We start from the raw sequence: 20397 nt of genomic DNA on the forward strand, positions 1-20397 counted from the left end.
ATTACACAAGTCTCCTGAGCACTTAAAGGTCACTGCCATTAAGTTAAGGGATATTTGTAGGTTGGGCCTTGCCCAACCTACATTTTAAATGTGTATTGTTCTTAGCTTAATGGCAGTGCACCTAATGGTGCCCTAAAGTTGGAATTGGAAATTCAGGTGCGAGCTTGGGAGCTAAAGATTTCCACAATTTCATACTTAAATTACCAGCATCTTCCTTGGATTTTTTCGTCGTATTAAAAGCAATAAAAACTAATTTCTTTTCAGGAAGAACAGTGAATATTCCACTGTATCCACCAAAACTGGGATTCTGAAGGAGCCAGTGATTAATCACAACAAAACCCATAGCGAAATAGGCATCACGTTTATTTGTCCCTTTGCCAACTGTATCTGGAGCGCGTAATATTTTAGACGAATCCTCGGTCAGCATACTCCCGTTCATCCATGCATTTGCCCAAACACCCAGATCATTTATGGTTGAGATCATTGCCCCAAATGAAGTCCAGGAAGGATTCCAGAAAGTAGAATCCTCGTACACTCCTCTATCCTGGCTGAAGGCGTGCAATACAGGGCATGGAATATTGGCGGTACGAATGAATTGAGAATGTGTTAAATCCAATTTATCCAGAAGATCAGACTGGTATAATTCTTTAAGCGATTTGTGGCTTACTCGGCTTAATATATCCCCTAATAGAACATAATCCGTATGAGAATATTTTTGATTTGTTCCAGGTTGAAATACTGGGGAATCCATCATGGCGTATTGAATGATCTCATTATCAGTCCACTGCTTAAAAGGATGTTTGGTACTTACCTCAATAAATTTCTTATTGTACACATAGTCAGGATAACCGCTGGTGCTATTCGCCAACATTTTCAAAGTGACTCGATTTGCATTAGGAAGATCGGGAAACCAACGGGAAACTTTATCATCCAGTCTAACGATCTTTTGTTCAACCATTTGCATCAAGAGGGTTGTTAACATTGTTTCAGTAATACCGCCAATTCTAAAATGCATTGCTGTTGTAGCAGGAACGGCTGTCATGGATTGGCCAAGTGCATTAATGCTAATTGGTTTGCCATTGATCCATAAACCGTAGGTCATAGCCTTAACAGGATGATCTTTAGCGAAATTATTAATTTCAGTATCAATCCAGTTTTTATCGATCATCGAATAAACATCTATATTTAAAAGCATGAAAGCGGCAGTAAACAGTACGCTTAATATACGATTTCTAGAATTCATCCTAATTCCTTTTATTAATTGGATTACACTTTTTTGAAGGGCAACCACAGTCTGATACCATGTACAATAATTCATTTAAATTTCGGACTTAACACGGCTCAATGCCCTGTTCCATCCCTCAAAATCCCTTTCTACCTCGTTAATATTTCTTTTCGGTTTCAACTCTTGTTCAGTATCCCATACTTGATGCACCGCAGACAATGATTCAAATACACCATACCCAACAGCAGCGAGAATAGCAGCACCTCTTGCTGTTGTTTCAATATCTCTGGGTTTTTGAACAGTGAGTTGGCATTGATCCGCTAAAAACTGCAAAAACCATTGGTTAACCGCCATTCCTCCATCCACGCGTAATAAAGTCAAATCCAAACGACTGTCTTCTCGCATACAACTTAAAACTTCACGGGTTTGGTAACAAACCCCCTCCAATGCAGCTCGTGCAAAATGAGCTCTGTTTGTGGAACGTGATAGCCCGAATACTGCAGCGCCTTTTGTTGATATCCAATGAGGAGCACCTAAACCTGTAAAGGAAGATACGAAATACACACCGTCATTACTCTCCAGACTTTGAGCCAAGGTTTCCGTTTCACTGGAACTGGAAATCAATTTCATCTCATCACGTAACCATTTTACCGTCGTACCGGCATGATAAATACTGCCTTCCAATCCATACGCTATGGTGTCTTTAATTTTGTAGGCAATAGTAGTGAGTAATTTATGCTGTGATAGAACGGGATTTTTGCCTGTATTCAGCAATAAAAAACCACCTGTACCAAAAGTTGCTTTAACCATGCCATCCTCAAAACAACCTTGGCCAATTAATGCGGCTTGCTGATCTCCAGCTACACCGTTAATAGGAATTTCATAACCCAACCACTTGCTATTAATAACGCCAAAATCTCCGTCACTGGCACATACCGAAGGTAATACGGATTCCGGGATGCCAAAAAGCTCCAATAGTTCTGGGTCCCATTGTTCATTTCGGATATTAAATAACATGGTTCTTGAGGCATTGGTCACATCGGTTAAATGCTTGTTGCCATCATTCATTCGCCATATTAGAAAACTGTCAATCGTTCCAAAAGCCAGATCACCGTTTAAGGCCAACTCCCTTGCCTCTGGAATATGTGCCAAGAGCCAATGTAATTTGCTTGCGGAAAAATAAGGATCTGGGAGCAATCCTGTTTTTTCCTGGATCATCAAAACAAACTTGGAAAGAGAGTTGCAATAATCCTCAGTGCGCCTGTCTTGCCAAACAATTGCTGGAGCCAAACAGGCTCCCGTTTTCTTGTTCCAGATTACTGTAGTCTCTCTTTGATTGGTGATACCACAAGAAAGTATTTGATGAGCATCGACACGGTTCACTACATCACGGACAGCCGATAAAGTTTTTTGCCAAATCTCCTCTGGATCATGTTCAACCCATCCGGGATATGGATAATATTGAGTGAGCGTATACTGACTGCTTGTAACCAATTCCCCTTGTAGGGTGTATAGCATAGCTCGAGTACTGCTCGTTCCCTGATCAATGGCAAGTATATAATTCATTATCACCAGTCTCTTAATTTCATTTACACCAGTGTAAACTTTTTTTTAAAAGACAAAAACAGGCTTTCGTTTTATTTATATTGCACCCGGAAGGAATAGCACTACAAAGTAAAGCGCGAAATCGTTCATAGAGAGTTTTTAACATCCATCTGCAGGTCAATTATTTTCAAATCCAAGAGTGTGAAACCATTTGGAGTAAAGGTCATTTTAATCTTTATTTTTAAAACATTGGTTCAATATCTTCCACTAACCCTTGATAGTGTTCTAAAATCAATAAAATAATGACAATCAGGTACATTCATGTCTTCACTATTGCTGGAAAAAAAGATAGAAGAGCTGCAATCAAGAATATCATCTCTTGAAAGCAAACTGGAAATTAATAAGCCACCTGTAGAAATAGCCTTTCAAGAAGAAGTTAAGGTTACTCCCAAACCAATATCCGGAAACTTGTTAGGCGTAGTCTCTTCGATTTGTTTTATTCTGGCCGCTGGATTTATCTTTAAGTTATCCATTGACTCGGGTTGGCTTACCCATGAAAAACAATTGGGTCTTGCTTCATTACTAGGATTGGCTCTGTTTGCTGCCGGAATTTTAATTTCCAATACTGATAAATTATATGCCAGTTTTCTACCCGCAGCCGGGTCAACCATTTTATATCTGACTTGTTTTGCTGCGTTTCAATTTTATTTTCTCATATCCTTTCAAACTGTTATTGCCATAACCTGTATTATTACTGCCATCTCTCTTTGGTTTTATATTCAATTTAAACATGACATTTATGCTGTTATCGCTGCAATCGGAGCTTATAGTGCCCCATTTGTCACTAACGTTGATACTAACGCTTTTTTCTCTCTGTATTATTTCATTATTTGTTCTTTAACTTTTGCGACTCTTTCAATATGGGTGCAATCCCGTACTTTAACTGTAATTTCATCCTATTTGGCTATCTCGATTACTGCAATTATAGGGTTGAATTTGCATATGAATGCCATCATAGCAAGTGCACTGGCCCTAAATTTTCTTATTTTTTCCATGGCAACTTATTTTTATACACGTCTTACCCATAATGCACTCACTGTAAAGGAATCCTGGAGTTTATTTCCGGTGCTTCTGGTATTTTATGCTATGGAATATTATTACATCAGCAGAATGAACCCAGCCCTCGCATCTTTGGTTTCAATTGCTGCAGCTGCTTTTTTGGTTGGCTTGAATCTCTCTGCTAAAAGAAAATCACCCGATAGTATATTATCCAGTAGCGGTCTCGTTTTAACCTTTGTTACCCTGGTTTTCTTCCATTCCATATATCTGGAACTGTTACCTCCCGAGATCAAGCCCTGGTTATTTGTGATCATTGTTATCGGGTATAGCCAACTCCATGAGAAGATATGTTTAAAAAGCATAAGTAATATTAAAATTATTCCTATTATTGCCTTATCTTCAATTTTGGGAATTGAATATCTGAATATGCTGAGCCATCTGCTCTTGCAATTTAATTTACCCTGGGCAGTCGTTTCATGGTTCTCGTTTTTGAGTCTCTGGTTTGTAATCATAAAACATTATAGTGTCTTAATAAAAAACAAGAACTACATCTATTCCATTCTGGCAGCAGCCCATATTTTGTGTATCATGGCCCTTTATCAAATGACCATTAACTATGGCTCGCTTGCTGTTTCTGGCTCATGGCTTATTTATGCACTCATAGTCCTTTCCTTCTCATACATTAAAAATGATCTTATTATGGCGAAATCCGTTTTAATTGTATTAAGTTTTGCTGCCGGCAAAGCCCTGATTTATGATGCAGCCTCAACGCCCAATATTTACCGAACACTAAGCCTGATATTAACGGGGATAGTTCTCTATACCTCAGGGTTAGTCATTAGAAGAATGGCTCGATAGCCGTTAAATGGATGAGTTAAAAACTCTCGGTACCCGCTTAAAACAGCAAATCCAGATTAAGACACTGTATCACTCTACTAATTTTAATCTAATCCATGTATTTTATAGTTTTATAAGGGAGAAAATTCCATGGCTGGAAAATCAAGATACAGTACACATGAAATCGTAAATACATTTCGTTGCGTAGCTCTTTTAATGCAACGGTACCCTGAATTATTAAATAACCAGGGAATCTTTAGAATTACTGGCTCAAAGTCAGAAACAGAAGAATTATTAAAGCAACTGATTGATCAGGGCTTTAATTGGAACATATTGGAACAATATCTTTTTGCTAACGAGCAGTCCAACAGCGATAACGTACACAATACATTAGGTATGTTTAACCTTGTATTGAAGGATATTCTATTACTGGACACAAGCGATGAGATGTTGTCTGTATTTACAAAAAAGCTCCACCGTTTAATTGGCTCCGGAGATTTAAATGGAGACATCATATCAGAGGCCATAATCCTCCTGGATGAATTTATCGACAAACTTCTTTTATCAAAATCTCTGGAACACCAACGAACAGGCGAAATGTTGTACCACTACTGTTATTTAATGCATATAGCCTCTTCATTTGAAACAACAAATAAGATGTCAGCAAAAAATCTGGCAATCATTTTAGCGCCACATTTAACGAATGAATTGGAATTACTTGCTACAGATAATTTGTTAACTCTGACTGAATTTACAATGGGAAAATTAGTACCAATACTGGAGCGTTATATTAGCAGCCCCCTCACTGACAAGCCTTTTTCAGTACGCCATGCAGATAAATTGAACCATTTAATTGAAACACGTCACATCATTATGGATAAACTAATCGAAATGAAAGCGGCAAATAAAAAACAAACCGTAGATCCTATGAGAGAACTCATGGTACACATTTCAGAAATGGAACATCAAAAAGCGGAGTTATCAACAAAAATTCATGATGAACCGCACGACTATTGTGAGAAAAGACATCTAAAAAAACAGCTAAAAAAATTAAACTCGGATATTGACGAGCTGAACCTTGAAATAATTACATTTAGAGATCAGATAGAAGAAATGAACGATGCACATGCCGGGCTAATCGATATAACGCATAAATTATCATTATCTGTCGATAATCTTGCTCATTTATTGCCAATACCTGAAGACACAGATAAGGAGCAGTTCGATCATACCAGCAGCTCAACAGCATCAACTTCTCACCGATTTAGTGTATTTCGAGAATATACGAAGCCCCCTGCTCCCCTGGAGGCTGATGATGCAGAAGAATTTGCGGTTGTTCAAGAGGATCCGGAAGATAAGCACCACAGTTTGAATTAATATGGTTGCCTTAGTGGCTGTTGACCTTTCATCTATAGACCCTACTTCCTGCGCTTTATGCGCAGGGTCTATACGGATCTCACTAAAATGAACTTACTATGATTGAGATCCTTACTAGATTCCACGTATAAAGCGCGAACACAGGCTAAGGGAGCACATGTCAACAACCCCCTTGTTTAGCATCATAAGGATTATAATGAGCCAAAACATAGAAAACGATTACCAGGCAAAAAATAACTCGATATGGAAAATCGTCATCTGCTGTATTATTTTCTTTATCCATACTGTCAGTTGTGCCACTGAGAACGATTTCCAAATTTGGACTAACACTACGGCCATTGGTTCGATATCGAAAAAACACCCCAAATTTAAATATTGGCTCGAATATCAAGCCAGATTTGGAGATGATTCTTCCAAACTGTCACAACTCTTATTACGCCCGGGCTTAGGATACCAGGTGCTTCCGACCACAAGTTTCTGGCTTGGATATGCATGGATTCGTACAGCACAACCATTCAGCATAAGGCCGATTGAGGAAAACAGAATCTGGCAGCAATTACTTTGGAGCAAGAGGTTCAGCCAGGTTACAGGTACGCTTAGATCTCGACTTGAAGAACGTTTTATACAAGACAGGAATCATACCGCCTGGAGATACAGACAATTATTTAGATTAGCCTATGCAATCCCTAATCATGAACAACTAAGTCTTATTGCAATGGATGAGCTTTTTTATCACCTCAACCATTTTAACATCCAGAGAAATGTTGGTTTAGATCAAAATCGAGCTTTTATTGGCCTCGGTTACAAAACCACTCAAGTGAGTACTATTGAACTTGGATACCTTAATCAATACATCAAAAGACCATTAAGAGAACACTTTAATGGAAATTGTTTGTACATGAGTCTTCTCTTTAATTTTTAGGTCCTGTTGACAGGTTATCTAATTATTTTCAACATACCTAGATAAGCTACTCAGCAAAATAAATTGCTTTATGAAGAATTTAAATCATTTGAAATAGCGAATTCAAATATCTTTTCACCAAAAGATACTTTACTATTAAATTATACTTTTTCTTCTGGCGGAGACAAAAACATGGGACAGGTTTTTGATGTTGCAATTATTGGAGGAGGTATCAATGGTTGCGGCTGTGCTGCAGATGCAGCTTTGAGGGGACTCTCCGTTGTACTTTTTGAACAGGATGATTTAGCCTCTAAAACCTCGTCAAGCAGCACCAAATTAATTCATGGTGGTTTACGTTATTTAGAACATTATGAATTTGGAATGGTTAAAAAAGCACTGAATGAACGTCAAACTTTATTAAATCTGGCTCCACATTTGGTCCATCCCCAATCATTTATCCTGCCCTACCTAAAGCACATGCGTCCCTCCTGGCTATTAAGATTGGGATTGTTTTTTTACGATCATTTAAGCCGAAAAAACCATTTACCAAACAGCAAAACCATACACAGATCTCCAAAAAACACCTATTTTAATCCATTGATTAACCAATTAAATCGAGGTTTTTTATTTTACGACGCGTCAACAGACGATGCACGTTTGACGATTATTAATGCCATTCAAGCAAAAAATCATGGGGCAAGCATACGCCCTCATGCTAAAGTGATTCAAGCGGAAGTAGTGAATAACCTATGGCAATTAACCATTCAACCAAGTAACGGTCCTATTTATAAAACCTATGCGAAATGCATTATCAATGCCTCTGGACCCTGGGTTAAATCCATAGCCCAGCTAACACAATCTTCTATTAAAAACGAGATGACCCTTGTAAAAGGAAGTCATATTGTAGTGCCTCAAATTTACGAGGGAAAGCACGCCTACTTTTTACAGCATGATGATAAACGGGTCGTATTTGTCATACCCTTTCATGGCTTTAGCATGATTGGCACTACCGATGTGGAATACACCGGTGCTCTGGATCATATTGAAATTAGCGAAGAAGAGATCATCTATTTAACAACTCTGGTTAATTCATATTTTAAAATTAAAATTCACAAAGAAGATATTATATATTCATGGAGTGGAATAAGACCTCTTATTGCCAATCAAGGGAAAGATCTTAAGTCGTTAAGCCGTGACTACAGTTATGAATTCAATACAGTACCAGCTCCGATTATGACCATTCTTGGTGGTAAAATCACAACGTACAGACAATTAGCGGAAGACATTGTGGATCAGCTGTCTTCAATATTTCCCAAGATGCATCCGTCTCGAACCAAAACCACTCCACTGCCTGGTGCCACATTAGGTATAATGAGTTTTAACGAATATGTGATCTATGCCAGAGAAAAATATCATTGGCTGGATCCTGAATTACTCAACCGCTATCTCTATAATTATGGCAGTCATACTGAACTGTTCCTTTCTCAATGTACAAATATTGAAGCAATGGGAAGAAAATTTGGAGACAGTCTCTATCAAGTTGAGGTGGATTACCTGATTTTAGAGGAGTGGGCAAAAAGCGCCGATGATGTACTAGAGCGACGAACCAAACTTGAACTGTCAATGGACGTCGCCAGTAAAAATGAACTAAAAGAATATATAGCGAATCTTACTGCTTATCCTGCTCAAGTTGAGCCCGTATTTCAGTAACATCAGCATCCAGGGCCTGTTGAGCCAATTCCTTTAGCGTCGGCTCGGGCATACTTCCTGCGCCCGAGTAGATCACTATGCTGTCTTTGAATACCATAAGATGGGGAATGGAGCGAATCTCAAAAAATTCAGCCAGATCTTGTTGCTCTTCAATATTGACCTTGGCAAATACAATACCTGGAAATTGATCAGATACTTTTTCATAGGCCATTGAAAACTGTTTGCACGGAGCACACCACTCAGCCCAAAAATCAATAAAAACCAATTCATTTTCGTTAATTAATGATTCAAAATCAGCGCTAACTAAAGTTTGGCTTGGCATATTTATTCCTTAACTTCAAGTAACGTCACAATTTCATCAAAAATTTGATCTACAGTTCCTGTACCAACAACTGTGTGAAATTGAGGTGCGTCACTAGAGCCTTCATTAGCCCAATTTTTATAATAAGTAATTAACGGTGCAGTTTGAGAATGATAAACCTCTAATCGTTTACGCACGGTTTCTTCCTTGTCATCATCACGTTGAATCAAGGGTTCGCCCGTCAGATCGTCAACTCCAGGATTTTTGGGTGGATGATTGATAACGTGATAAACCCGTCCAGACTGTTGATGAATTCGACGTCCACTAATCCGTTCTATAATCTCGTTATCATCTACTGCAATTTCAATCACATGATCTAAAGAAATTCCGGCGTTCTTTAAAGCATTTGCCTGAACAATGGTTCTGGGAAAACCGTCAAATAAAAATCCGTTTGCGCAATCTGGTTTTTTTAAGCGATCCTCAACCAAACCAATTATAATATCATCGGATACAAGACCGCCTGCTTCCATAATCTTTTGAGCGCTTAAACCCAAGGGAGTACGCTGAGCTATTGCTGCTCGTAACATATCTCCTGTTGAAATTTGAGGAATTTTATAACGTTCAATTAAACGCGAAGCCTGGGTTCCTTTTCCTGCACCCGGACCACCTAAAAGCATTAACCGCATCAAAAACTCCTTAATAATTGGTCTAAATTTAAAGACTGGAATTATAGTATAATACCAATCCAGTGAAATATTATAAAATTTTTAGTGATTGATCTCGCGCCAGACACCAATCACTTAATCAGATCCATGAATGGGATTTCATTGTCCCCGGACATGAGTTAAGTTGCATGGCATAAGTTTGTGATTTTACTTTCACTTTACGCGCCACTGATATAAGCCAGGGCTTCTGCAGATAAGTTTTTCTCTGATATCCGCCAACTCCCTCATGATAAGCCAAATAAAGCGAATAAGCGTCTGTTCTCGGTATTCCGGCTTTGACAGCGGCTTGATTGGCATACCAGCCGATAAAATCAACTCCATCAGCAAAATCATCGCGAGAGGACCAAAACCAGCCATTGTCTTGCTTGTACTGTTTCCATGTTGACCGTAATGCCTGGGTATAACCGTAAGCTGTTGAAGGTCTTTTCCATGGTATTATCCATAAGAGTTTAGTACGGGGCGGCCTCGCACTGGCGTCGAATTTAGACTCCTGATGAATAATAGCCATTTGGACTGGAACAGGAACTTTCCACCGTTTTTCTACATCTTTAGCATCAGAATACCACTTAGGATATTGTTTAAATATATTGCATATATTATTTACATCTCTGGGCGGATGACTTACACAGGAGCTAAGCAGCAATACCGAGAATAAAAGAGTAAACAGTTTATAATTCATGATATTAATAAGTTAAAAATCCAGGTATGTTGTACCTAAAGAAACTATAGTAGCAAATTTAATCTTCACAATCCATGCCATTTACAGGTCGAAACAAGAACATGAAGAACCTGGCTATATCCTACAAAAGACAATAGTTGTCACCAGACCGTCGTGTTCCTAATCAATAGCCATACCTTACTCCCCATGATACAATTTTAATTTATTAACTCCCATTAATGGCATCATGAGCGTACTCGTATTTGATATTGAAACCATACCCGACATCGATGCAGGTCGAAGATTATATGATCTGGATGGTTTATCCGATAATGAAATCTCGCAAGCCATGTTTGCGCTACGGCGAGCAAAATCAGGGAACGATTTTCTTCCTCACTACCTACAAAAAATTTGCGCTATTTCATTAGTACTCAGCCAAGGTTCTCAGCTTAAAGTATGGTCTCTCGGAGATGAGAATTCTGATGAAAAAGAATTAATTACTCGTTTTTTTGCCGGTATTGATAAACACACTCCAACACTGATCAGTTGGAATGGTAGCGGTTTTGATTTACCAGTTTTACACTATCGCTCTTTATTGCACGGTATAAGTGCCCCAACTTACTGGGAAACTGGCGAACATCAGCAATCCTTTAAATGGAACAATTATTTAAGCAGATTCCATTATCGCCATATTGATCTGATGGATCTTATTGCAGGATATCAAAATAAAGCCTTTGCACCGCTAGATGACATATCCACCCTGCTCGGTTTCCCGGGTAAAATGGGAATGAGCGGATCAAAAGTATGGGAACACTATGCTGCAGGTCAGATTAAAGAAATAAGAGATTATTGTGAGACTGATGTCCTGAATACCTACTGCGTTTATTTGCGTTTTGAACTGATCAGAGGAGTCATTAATCATGATGAGTACTCAAATTCTATAACTCGCTTAAAAACGTATCTGAGCCACCAAGAAGACAAACATCATCTGCAGGAATTTTTACGCCAGATGATGTGAGTTTTTTTTTCATATTGATTGATATTTCTATCGAAAAACGGGGTAGAGCAGGTATATACTATACTACTGTTCAATAAAATTTGATTCATAAGGCACATGCTATGTCTGAACCAATTATTAATATATCACGCAGACATGCCATAACCTTTGCCTGTTTTTTAGTCTTGTATGAATTTCTTACGTATATAGCCAATGACATGATCATGCCCGGGATGATTCATGTAGTGACTTCATTTAATGCGCCTGAATCTATGGTTGCAACCTCACTTACAGTATATATTCTCGGTGGAGCCAGTCTCCAGCTAATCCTTGGTCCAGTGTCTGATGCCTATGGCAGAAGACCCATGATGTTACTTGGTGCAAGCTTGTTCTTCGTGTTTACCTTACTGATTGCCTGTTCACACTCCATGGATCAGTTTCTGACAGCCCGATTCTTCCAGGGTATGGGATTATGCTTTATAGGCGTTATTGGCTATGCAACCATCCAAGAGCTGTTCGAAGAAATGGACGCTGTTCGCTTAATAGCAATCATGGCTAATGCTGCGATTTTAGCACCCCTGTTAGGACCAATATTAGGTGCCATTATTATTCACTACACCTCATGGAGAGTTATCTTTGTAATGATCGCTCTCTGTGCTATTTTGGCTCTTTGGGGGTTGTATCGATACATGCCTGAACCAATAGGTCAAATCAAAAAAGACGGTCACCAGATCCCAAGAGCATCATTTTCATTGCCCACTGTATTTAAAAACTACTGGGAATTACTCTCTAATGCGACATTTTGTTACAGTGCCTTGGCAATAGCCCTGGTTGGCATTCCCTGCATTGCCTGGATTGCCCTGGCGCCAATAATTATGATCACAGAGGCGAAATTAACAGTCATTCAGTACGGATTATGGCAACTGCCAATTTTTGGCGCAACGATATTAGGAAACTGGTTTTTACACCGCCTGACCTACAAGATGGAACTTAAAAGCATTATTTATTTGGGTTGCGTCATATTAACCGCAGGAATTATTCTAATGGCTGTATTACCTTATTTCTACGGAAATAATTACATCTATTTAATTCCTGGTGTAATTATTTATTTTTTTGCATTAAGTATCATTAACGCACCGTTAAACCGGTTCTGCTTGTTTGTCACTTCAGTAAGCAAAGGAACCGCATCTGCCCTGATCAGTTTAAGTGTGATGATTGTTGGAGCCATCGGTATTGAGCTTGCAAGCCTGTTTTATCACAATCATAACAATCTTCACTTCGGACTTTATTGTAATTTGGTTGAATTGTTGTTTTTGATATTCATTACATTGACTTTTATACGGCAAAATAAATCATCTGTTTTAGAAAATACATCAGCATTATGACCATACAAAGCCAGTACTTCGTTATTTGAATACCCAATTCAAGCGCTATAGAATACCAATCGAAGATTAAATCACTAAGGATGCATTATGACATTAAGCAGCAAGTTTCAAGCTATTGATAAACAATTTGAAGTATTTCAAAATTTAATTGAAGATGAAAGGCAAATAGCTCAACGCGAATGCCCTGATCTAATATCCGAGGGTCATAATGATGTTTTAATAAACACAAGAAAAGACCTGCAAAAAATAAGGGACTTTTATTCTGAACGATTTTATAGCAAGCACTCCATTTCTCAATCAGAAGTATTAGATCATTACAAAAAGCTGTATACAATAATTTCTCAAATAAGCCAGAATACCATATCCCTGGATAGCGCCTTAAAGGCAATTGAAGCCAACTCTAAAGAGTGGAGAGATACACTCGTTTATAAGACTATACTCAGTGTCTGTTATTCAATTGCATGGCTTATACCCGCTATTGGCGGTTTGGCCATACTTCCTTTCGTATTACCACTAATGCCATTGAGTGCTTATATGGGGGTGTCTATCCTTATCGCAGGAACATCATCAATAATACTTACCCTCTCAAAAATTGTGGATAACATCTCCAGTATTGAATCCACTACACCCGTAAGTCAAAATACCGCGCTAGAAAGCACATTTATTAAGAATATACATCGATTTTATCAACCCAATTTTAGAGCAAATGATGATTTGGGCAACAACCTGGAGCATCGGGAAGAGAGCACTGAACAAAGTGAACTTTCGTTATAAATCTCATTATGTTTCGTAAGAGTTATCTGATTAATGCACCTCTTTACGAGGTGCATTTCTTGCCACACTAATGGAGTAACTTGAAAAAAAATCAATGCCGCCCCGTTAGAATGTAGTTAATGTCGGTGAGCAGGATGTGTTTCTTTTATCAAAAATGCAGAGATTAGCAAGCTTCCCAAAAAGCACAGTGGCATGACTAATAAAGCCGTTTGGTAACTGGAAATATCATATACATGAACCCCATTGACCAATCGCCAGGACCCAGTGTTCTGCAGAATATAACCAACCATAGGCTGAAAGATTGCTCCACCAATTAAAACAGATAAATTATTAAATCCTGATGCGGTGCCAACCAACTCAGGGGGGTTGTTTTCTTTAACGACAGCAAAGCTTACAGTCTGTCCCCCGGCACCCAAACCAAGAATAAACAAAATAAGGTAAGAACAGCTATAAGGCAGATCTGGATAGTAAAGCAATGTTAACGTTGCAAACAATCCTAATACAGCACTAATAATCAAGGCGATACGCCGGCTTTGAATGCGATCACTCAGCCAACCTAATAAGGGGCTTCCTATACCGATTCCTATCCAGATCATACTGCATAACCCTGATGCAGCAACCACGCTAATTTGATATTTTTCCTGTAAATAAGGGACACCCCATAGTGCAGCAAAAACTGCTATAGGAGTCCAGATGGCAAAAGCATAAGCACCTGTAATCCATGTATGGGCATGCTTGCATACAGCAACCAGACGCTTCCATTCATCCCTTAAATAATGTTCAGGAATCGACTGATTCTGTTGATGAGGATAATCGCGAATAAAAGCCCAAAAAAAGCCAGCCAGGATAAACCCCACCGCTGACAAAATGAAGCTTGCATTACGCCATCCAACATGATCAATTAATGCAGCAAGAGGCATTTCACCAAACATGGCACCTACTGAACTCATCAACTGAGCAATACCTGCAAGTATGGCGAAATAATACGGTGGAAACCAGCGTGAAATAAGCACCAGTACACCGATAAAAGAAAATGCAGAGCCTATACCAATCAAAAATCTTCCGATGCACGCAGTGAACACACTGTCAGTTGAAGCAAAAAATGCAGAGCCTATGGCGCATAAAATAATGGCAAATGTCATTAGTTTTCTGGGACCATAGCGATCGTACAAAACACCGGCAGGTAACTGAGATGGAGCATAAGCATAAAAATAAAAGGCTGAAATAACACCAAATCCTTGACCAGTCACACCAAACGTTTTCATCATGGATTCTGCCATGACACTTGGCGCAACCTGAAGAATAAATTCATACAAATAGAATGAAGCTGCGAGAAAAAAAATAAAGTACGCTGCTGCCAGACTATCACCCACTCCATCTTTTGCTTTTACGGTGTAATGTGCGCTCAATTTAAATTCACTCTGTTGAGAATTGCCCATTTAAACGCAAGGCGATTTGGTTTGTCAATATCATTTTATTATAGGGTATACTGCACCCAAAATTGCAAGATCTTTCGCACCAGTAATTGCAGTTAAATTGACCGGGATATTGTTCAAGGTTTGAGAAGCGAGCCAGGCAAACATCATCGCTTCCAAATAATCAGGACTGGCACCTGCCTCAGCAACACTGCATACCTTCATCTCAGGTAATAAACGTGCCAGAGAGTGAAGCAAGTGCGTATTATGAGTGCCTCCACCGCATAAATAAACGTGTTTCATTGCGACCTGATTGCTGTTAATAGCGCTGGCGATTGTTCGTGCAGTCAGAGCCAGTAAGGTAGCTTGAACGTCTATAGGATTGTATTGCTCAGTCATGTGCTTTTCTAACCAGGCCAGGGAAAAATATTCCTTACCAATACTCTTGGGAGCGGGCAAAGAAAAAAATGGATCCTCCAGTAATTGCGTCAATAAAGGCTCAATTACTGTTCCTTGTTTTGCCCAGGAACCTCCAGCGTCGTAGTTTTTTTGTATATGACGCATAATCCATGCATCCATCAAACAGTTTCCCGGTCCCACATCCCAACCACGAGTTGGATAATCAGGCTTAATAAGGGTCACATTGGAAATACCTCCAATATTAACCATTGCGATTTCAAAATCAGATTTAGAAAATAATTCATGGTGATAAAGTGGTGCAAATGGGGCTCCTTGCCCACCATTAACCAGGTCTCTGGTGCGAAAATCAGCGACTACCGTTATTCCAGTTAATGAAGAAATAGTATGCCCACATCCTAACTGCAAGGTATAAGGAATGGCACAAGAACTGTCATGACACACTGTTTGTCCATGACTTCCAATTGCCATGATCTCTGTTGGAGACACTTTAGCCTCCTGTAACAGTTCCTTTACAGCGAGAGCGAACTCTCTGCCAATTAATGTATTGACTTGACAGATTGAGGCAAGACTTAGTGAGTTGCCATTCACCAGTTCATCAATCCGCTGCTTTAAATCGTCACTGTATTTTTTGGTAATTCCACATTCCAGTTTATTAGAAGGCAGGTCAACCAAAGCGGCATCTATACCGTCCATGCTGGTGCCAGACATTAAACCGATATATAAACTCATGGAATACCTTAATTAATGATATAGTTAGTATATAGTACTAAATACGAAGATAACTGACAAAGTTCTCATAGAATTAGTTGCATTACAGGTATTATCGTTAGGATAACTGGATTTAATATCAAGGATATGAAACTCGTGACAAAAACCCCATTTTTTTATATTGCTTGTCTTTCAGGTTTTTCATTAATAACCTTTGATTTATATCAACCTGCATTACCAACCATTATCAATTATTTTCATACCACCCATGAATTAGGACAACTGACTCTAAGCGTATACCTCTTTGTGAATGGATTAGCGCAGCTCGTTTGGGGACCTTTGATTGATCATTTTGGTCGGCTGAGATCCCTTACTGTCAGTCTGTCGCTATTTTTGGTTGCTACCTTGATCTGCATTGAGTCCAATTCAATCTATATGTTAATTGCAGGTAGAGCCTTGCAAAGTTTCTTCATCTGCTGTTCCGGAGTCATCGCCCTATCTTCAACCCGAGATTATGAGATGACCAAAGAGCGTGCCAATATCATTTCACATATCTCGATGATTGTATCTATTTCTCCAATTTTTGCCCCTATGATTGGTGCATTAGTTTTTATTTATTTAGGTTGGAAAGCTACTTTTATATCCATGGGAATAGTTGGTTGCATCCTGCTGTTTCTGGCCAAACCGCTTTTAAAAGAATCGCCTTCGTGGAGCAGGCATAAATCAACATTTTCATTTTTAAAGTCACTGAAACAGTACATGCATATTATTCAAAACAAACAACTGCTTCTAGGGATGATTATACTTACGGCTTCATTCACTAACATTATGATCCTAATCGTCAATATCACTTACTTAATCATTGATCAACTTCACTACTCGCCGACAACGTTTGCATATATCTTTGCTTTCAATGGATTCACAATGATCCTTGGAAACTACATTGGTATACGCCTCAGAGATTATTTTTCCACAAAGTGGAATATGTGTTTTGGTAGTCTTATGATCATTTTTGGAGCGTCCATTTCACTCATCCTCTATTTATCCATAGGGTTTAGCTTGAGATGCCTGCTTCCTTTATTATTAGTCACCCTGGGAGTGACCATAACCAATCCTCCAGCTCTATCTCTGGCACTGAAAGATTTTAACGAACTGGCCGCATCAGCAACTGCGGTGATCAATACGATGCGCATGAGTACAGCCGCTTTGATTGCTGGCTTAATTGGCATTGTACTAACTACCAATGATTACATTCTTCCACTCAGCATGATTACTTTGGGATGTGTGTGTTTCATTTTTAGCTTGCTTTATAAAAACTAAGTCGACTAGGGGCTGTTGATATTTCATTATTTTCAAACCTACTTCCCGCACTTTATACCTTAACAATCTTCATATTTTTAAGCGTAGCAACTGTCTTGAATTAACATTCAGAACAGTTGCTACTCTAGCTGTGCTCTACATGACAAAAAGCGGTCTTGCCCACGCAGGTGGGCAACCATTTAAAATTTGGCATTTGGCACGGCAATAATTTAATATAACTCATTGCTCCCACATTCCGCACCTGAATTCTGAATTACGTCATTCCCGCCTATTCTGAGTCATAGACGAAGCCATTACTTGCAAGCGGGAATCTATAACCACACTTGAACGAAGCGGCTTTCTGCTTTTGTTTTTATAAATAAGCTCTCCAGTAGCGTTCTCCAAGGCAATCAAGAATAATTTTGTGCCTGTCATTCAGATTTAAAATGACCTTTACATCGACGCCAGCAGTGAGTTCATGAACGCCAGTGAAACAAGAATAAAACAGCCGGTTTCATCCTCTTTTGTTTCCTTTTTTTGAAGGCTGGTCGCAAGCTTCGCCGTTACCTGATATTGAATATCACCTATCGCATTGGCTCCGGGGCAGCCTCGCCCCTGATAACTAATGTCTTTGATAATTTCAATATCGAATGCCAGAGTGTAGTCCCCTGCTGCTCCAACCACAGGTTCAAAGCCTTTCTTGCATCTGATTCGCAGGAGAACGTTTGTCGACACAACTTCTTGAACGATTTCATCGATTGTTCAGTGCACTTAAGAATGTTTTTATGCAAGGTACGCAATTCCCGTTTGGTAGCTTGTGTGCTATGGATAAACAACCACTTTTGAGATACTCCGCCATACGATGATTCAACCCACGCACCGGTATACCCTTCACAGATTGGTTCAAACAACAGCTGTTCCTGATTTTTTATCAGATTTTTTGCTTCAACCAGTTTTTGTGGAACACGGGTAATGAAAAGTTGCTTCTGCATGCACTGATTGGCAAGGCAAGCCCAAGTGAAGAATCACTTTTTCAGCCAGGTCTTGATATAAATTCGAAACCCCATGTTCATAAAGCTTATCCAGGCATCGCCCAAGGGCGTCATCATTGATATGTTCAGGCTTTATTCCAGTGCCCAAAAGACATTCCACCGGTTTATCTGCAAAATAATCCGGGTACATGTGGAGAGTTCAACTCACAAAGCCCAGGCCATTTAATATCATCGCAACCAGTAGTTGCCCATAACTAATGTGGCGATGCTGTGATTGGTTGGGGAGTTGGTGATCAACAAACTCTGCAATTCCAAGCCCTTGACATAGAGCAGAAACCAGATCAAGGTGATCAACAGATTTGGATGTATAAGCTTGAAGAGTCACTTTTCTTTCACCAAAAGTAAGTAATAGATCAAAATCAAAGATCTGTGTCAAGTTTTTTAAAAAAACACGGCAGGCTGAAAATAAAAGAGAGACAGCAGAGAATGACTCTCGTTCAAGTCTGGTTATTGATTCCCGCTTGCAAGTAATGGCTTCGTTGGTAACTCAGAATGGGCGGGAATGACGTAATTCAGAATTCAGGTGCGGAATGACGGTTACAATTCAACTTCGCAGACTATTTGCAGCGACTTGTTCCTGAACGATCCTCACAAAAATCAACTAGAGCTAAAGTAGGTTGGGCCTAGGCCAACCTACTCGAGCTTTTTTTGGTTGGACTAAATATTTTAATAGATAATATTAATCGTTTTAAGATCCCCTCAGCCCTGACGGAGAAGGACTTTTAGCGAGATTTCGATAACATTTCGAATTAAAGATTTAGCATTTCGTCAAGAAAAACTTAAGGCTAATTGGAAGAGCGAGCAAGACCGCTTTTCGTCATGCACAGAGTCAATTTTCAATAAAATCTTGGCGATGGTTCATTGATTTTAAAACATCTATAGAAATTATCAGTAGTTATTCGTGCAATTGTTTCATAATCCATTCCCCTTAACTCTGCAATCGCTTCAGCAACGTGTTTTACCAGCGCTGGATGATTTTGCTTTCCTCGAAAAGGAACTGGAGCTAAATAGGGAGAATCGGTTTCAATAAGCATCCGGTCTAATGGAATCTGTTTTGCAACTTCCTGTAATGCTACAGCATTTTTAAAGGTAACAATGCCAGAAAATGAAATGTAAAAATTAAGGTCTATGGCCCTTCTGGCAATTTCCAAATCTTCAGCGAAGCAATGCATTACTCCACCAATGTTTTGCGCATTTTCTTCAGCCATTAATAAGAGGGTATCTTCTGCTGCTTGGCGAGTGTGAATTATCAAGGGTTTTGAGGTAATTAATGCGGCTTTGATATGCTCTCTAAATCGCGCTCGCTGCATTTCCTGAGCTTCATCAGTAAGGGTTCGATAGTAGTCAAGCCCCGTTTCCCCTATTGCGATGCAGGCAGGGTTGGCCGCCAAATCACAAAGTAGTGCTGCTGTTACGGGAGTTTCCATTTCGCTATTAGGATGGACTCCCACCGAGATATTAATATTAGAATACGCGGCGGCTATAGCTTCCAAATGAGGGTAATCGCTTAATTCAACACAGACTGTTAGAAAATGCTGAACTCCATTTTCTTTTGCACGTTGTATAACCTCAGAGAGATTATTATTAAAATCAGCTAAATCAATGAAATTTAAATGGCAATGTGAATCGACTAACATGTGAATCCTCTATATAAATCAAGTCAGATAGTATCGGTCATCTGGGTTGATTTTAACATTCCTGCCAAATAAGTTTCTATTTTATTGCATAGATATCTGCTGTTCTCACCCTGGAACTGCACCCCTATTCCCGATGGCTTGTTACCTTGTGCTCCTTTTGGAGTAATCCAAACTACCTTACCATTCACAGAATAAGCATCCGGCTCATTAACTAATTTTACTGATAATTGCACCAGTTCACCTAGAGGATAAATATGATTAGTTCGTATAAAGATCCCCCCGCCTTTAACGAAAGGCATATAAGCCAAATACAAAGACGCCTCACTGGTAAAGGAACAGTTTATTAGTTGAATCTTTTCCGCCATACCCCCT

18 protein-coding genes and 1 pseudogene are annotated in these 20397 nt (G+C 39.2%); 8 read left to right on the forward strand and 11 right to left on the reverse strand.

Annotated features, from left to right (window positions below; translation table 11 throughout):
* Positions 1-121: 121 nt before the first annotated feature.
* Positions 122-1243: a serine hydrolase gene (locus tag ELY21_RS03650; protein WP_158618505.1), complete on the reverse strand. Its 1122-nt coding sequence runs from the start codon at positions 1241-1243 to the stop codon at positions 122-124.
* A 75-nt stretch (positions 1244-1318) separates the two neighbouring features.
* Positions 1319-2791: a glycerol kinase GlpK gene (glpK, locus tag ELY21_RS03655; RefSeq protein WP_127106987.1), complete on the reverse strand. Its 1473-nt coding sequence runs from the start codon at positions 2789-2791 to the stop codon at positions 1319-1321.
* A gap of 300 nt (positions 2792-3091) precedes the next feature.
* On the opposite strand from glpK, the gene ELY21_RS03660 reads away from it, so the two are divergent.
* The 4 genes from ELY21_RS03660 (at position 3092) to glpD (ending at position 8654) form a co-directional block, all read left to right on the forward strand.
* Positions 3092-4687: a DUF2339 domain-containing protein gene (locus tag ELY21_RS03660; RefSeq protein ID WP_127106989.1), complete on the forward strand. Its 1596-nt coding sequence runs from the start codon at positions 3092-3094 to the stop codon at positions 4685-4687.
* Positions 4688-4816: 129 nt separating this feature from the next.
* Positions 4817-6043: a RhoGAP domain-containing protein gene (locus ELY21_RS03665; protein ID WP_127106991.1), complete on the forward strand. Its 1227-nt coding sequence runs from the start codon at positions 4817-4819 to the stop codon at positions 6041-6043.
* Positions 6044-6239: 196 nt separating this feature from the next.
* Positions 6240-6965, forward strand: a complete 726-nt coding sequence (locus ELY21_RS03670) for a DUF2490 domain-containing protein (RefSeq protein ID WP_127106993.1) — start codon at positions 6240-6242, stop codon at positions 6963-6965.
* 171 nt (positions 6966-7136) lie between these two features.
* Positions 7137-8654, forward strand: a complete 1518-nt coding sequence (glpD, locus tag ELY21_RS03675; protein ID WP_127106995.1) for a glycerol-3-phosphate dehydrogenase — start codon at positions 7137-7139, stop codon at positions 8652-8654.
* Here the strand turns inward: glpD and ELY21_RS03680 are convergent.
* The 3 genes from ELY21_RS03680 to ELY21_RS03690 all read right to left on the reverse strand — a co-directional run bounded on the left by ELY21_RS03680 (position 8614) and on the right by ELY21_RS03690 (position 10359).
* Positions 8614-8976: a co-chaperone YbbN gene (locus tag ELY21_RS03680; protein WP_127106997.1), complete on the reverse strand. Its 363-nt coding sequence runs from the start codon at positions 8974-8976 to the stop codon at positions 8614-8616. The genes glpD and ELY21_RS03680 overlap by 41 nt on opposite strands.
* A 2-nt stretch (positions 8977-8978) precedes the next feature.
* Entirely contained in the window at positions 8979-9641 is a 663-nt protein-coding gene (gene adk, locus ELY21_RS03685; protein WP_127106999.1) for an adenylate kinase, read from the reverse strand.
* A 118-nt stretch (positions 9642-9759) separates the two neighbouring features.
* Positions 9760-10359: a hypothetical protein gene (locus tag ELY21_RS03690; protein WP_127107001.1), complete on the reverse strand. Its 600-nt coding sequence runs from the start codon at positions 10357-10359 to the stop codon at positions 9760-9762.
* 226 nt (positions 10360-10585) lie between these two features.
* Here ELY21_RS03690 and ELY21_RS03695 point away from each other — a divergent pair, with 226 nt between their 5' ends.
* The 3 genes from ELY21_RS03695 to ELY21_RS03705 all read left to right on the forward strand — a co-directional run bounded on the left by ELY21_RS03695 (position 10586) and on the right by ELY21_RS03705 (position 13494).
* Positions 10586-11356: a 3'-5' exonuclease gene (locus tag ELY21_RS03695; protein ID WP_127107003.1), complete on the forward strand. Its 771-nt coding sequence runs from the start codon at positions 10586-10588 to the stop codon at positions 11354-11356.
* Between the two features lie 101 nt (positions 11357-11457).
* The gene (locus ELY21_RS03700; RefSeq protein ID WP_127107005.1) at positions 11458-12720 is read left to right on the forward strand and encodes an MFS transporter; all 1263 of its coding nucleotides are present in this window, start codon (positions 11458-11460) and stop codon (positions 12718-12720) included.
* Between the two features lie 87 nt (positions 12721-12807).
* Positions 12808-13494, forward strand: a complete 687-nt coding sequence (locus ELY21_RS03705; RefSeq protein ID WP_127107007.1) for a DUF5638 domain-containing protein — start codon at positions 12808-12810, stop codon at positions 13492-13494.
* 116 nt (positions 13495-13610) lie between these two features.
* Here the strand turns inward: ELY21_RS03705 and ELY21_RS03710 are convergent, their stop codons facing one another.
* Both ELY21_RS03710 and ELY21_RS03715 read right to left on the reverse strand, forming a co-directional pair.
* Positions 13611-14903 carry an MFS transporter gene (locus ELY21_RS03710; protein WP_370272471.1) on the reverse strand — a complete coding sequence of 431 codons (1293 nt, stop codon included), beginning with the start codon at positions 14901-14903 and terminating at the stop codon, positions 13611-13613.
* Between the two features lie 60 nt (positions 14904-14963).
* Positions 14964-16058, reverse strand: a complete 1095-nt coding sequence (locus tag ELY21_RS03715) for an anhydro-N-acetylmuramic acid kinase (RefSeq protein WP_127107011.1) — start codon at positions 16056-16058, stop codon at positions 14964-14966.
* A gap of 135 nt (positions 16059-16193) precedes the next feature.
* On the opposite strand from ELY21_RS03715, the gene ELY21_RS03720 reads away from it, so the two are divergent.
* Entirely contained in the window at positions 16194-17357 is a 1164-nt protein-coding gene (locus ELY21_RS03720) for an MFS transporter (RefSeq protein WP_233588653.1), read from the forward strand.
* Between the two features lie 432 nt (positions 17358-17789).
* On the opposite strand, the gene ELY21_RS03725 is transcribed toward ELY21_RS03720, so the two are convergent.
* The 4 genes and pseudogenes from ELY21_RS03725 to ELY21_RS03745 all read right to left on the reverse strand — a co-directional run bounded on the left by ELY21_RS03725 (position 17790) and on the right by ELY21_RS03745 (position 20390).
* Positions 17790-18071, reverse strand: a complete 282-nt coding sequence (locus ELY21_RS03725) for a hypothetical protein (RefSeq protein ID WP_127107015.1) — start codon at positions 18069-18071, stop codon at positions 17790-17792.
* A 210-nt stretch (positions 18072-18281) separates the two neighbouring features.
* Positions 18282-18713: pseudogene (locus tag ELY21_RS15780) on the reverse strand (DUF4277 domain-containing protein).
* A 511-nt stretch (positions 18714-19224) separates the two neighbouring features.
* Complete coding sequence (locus tag ELY21_RS03740; RefSeq protein WP_127107021.1) at positions 19225-20025, reverse strand: TatD family hydrolase; 801 nt, start codon at positions 20023-20025, stop codon at positions 19225-19227.
* A 23-nt stretch (positions 20026-20048) separates the two neighbouring features.
* A complete protein-coding gene (locus ELY21_RS03745) occupies positions 20049-20390 on the reverse strand; it encodes a PilZ domain-containing protein (protein WP_127107023.1) in 342 nt (113 codons plus the stop codon).
* Positions 20391-20397 lie beyond the last annotated feature (7 nt).

This window comes from Legionella sp. km535, assembly GCF_003990085.1.
GTDB classification, from domain to species: Bacteria; Pseudomonadota; Gammaproteobacteria; order Legionellales; family Legionellaceae; genus Legionella; species Legionella moravica.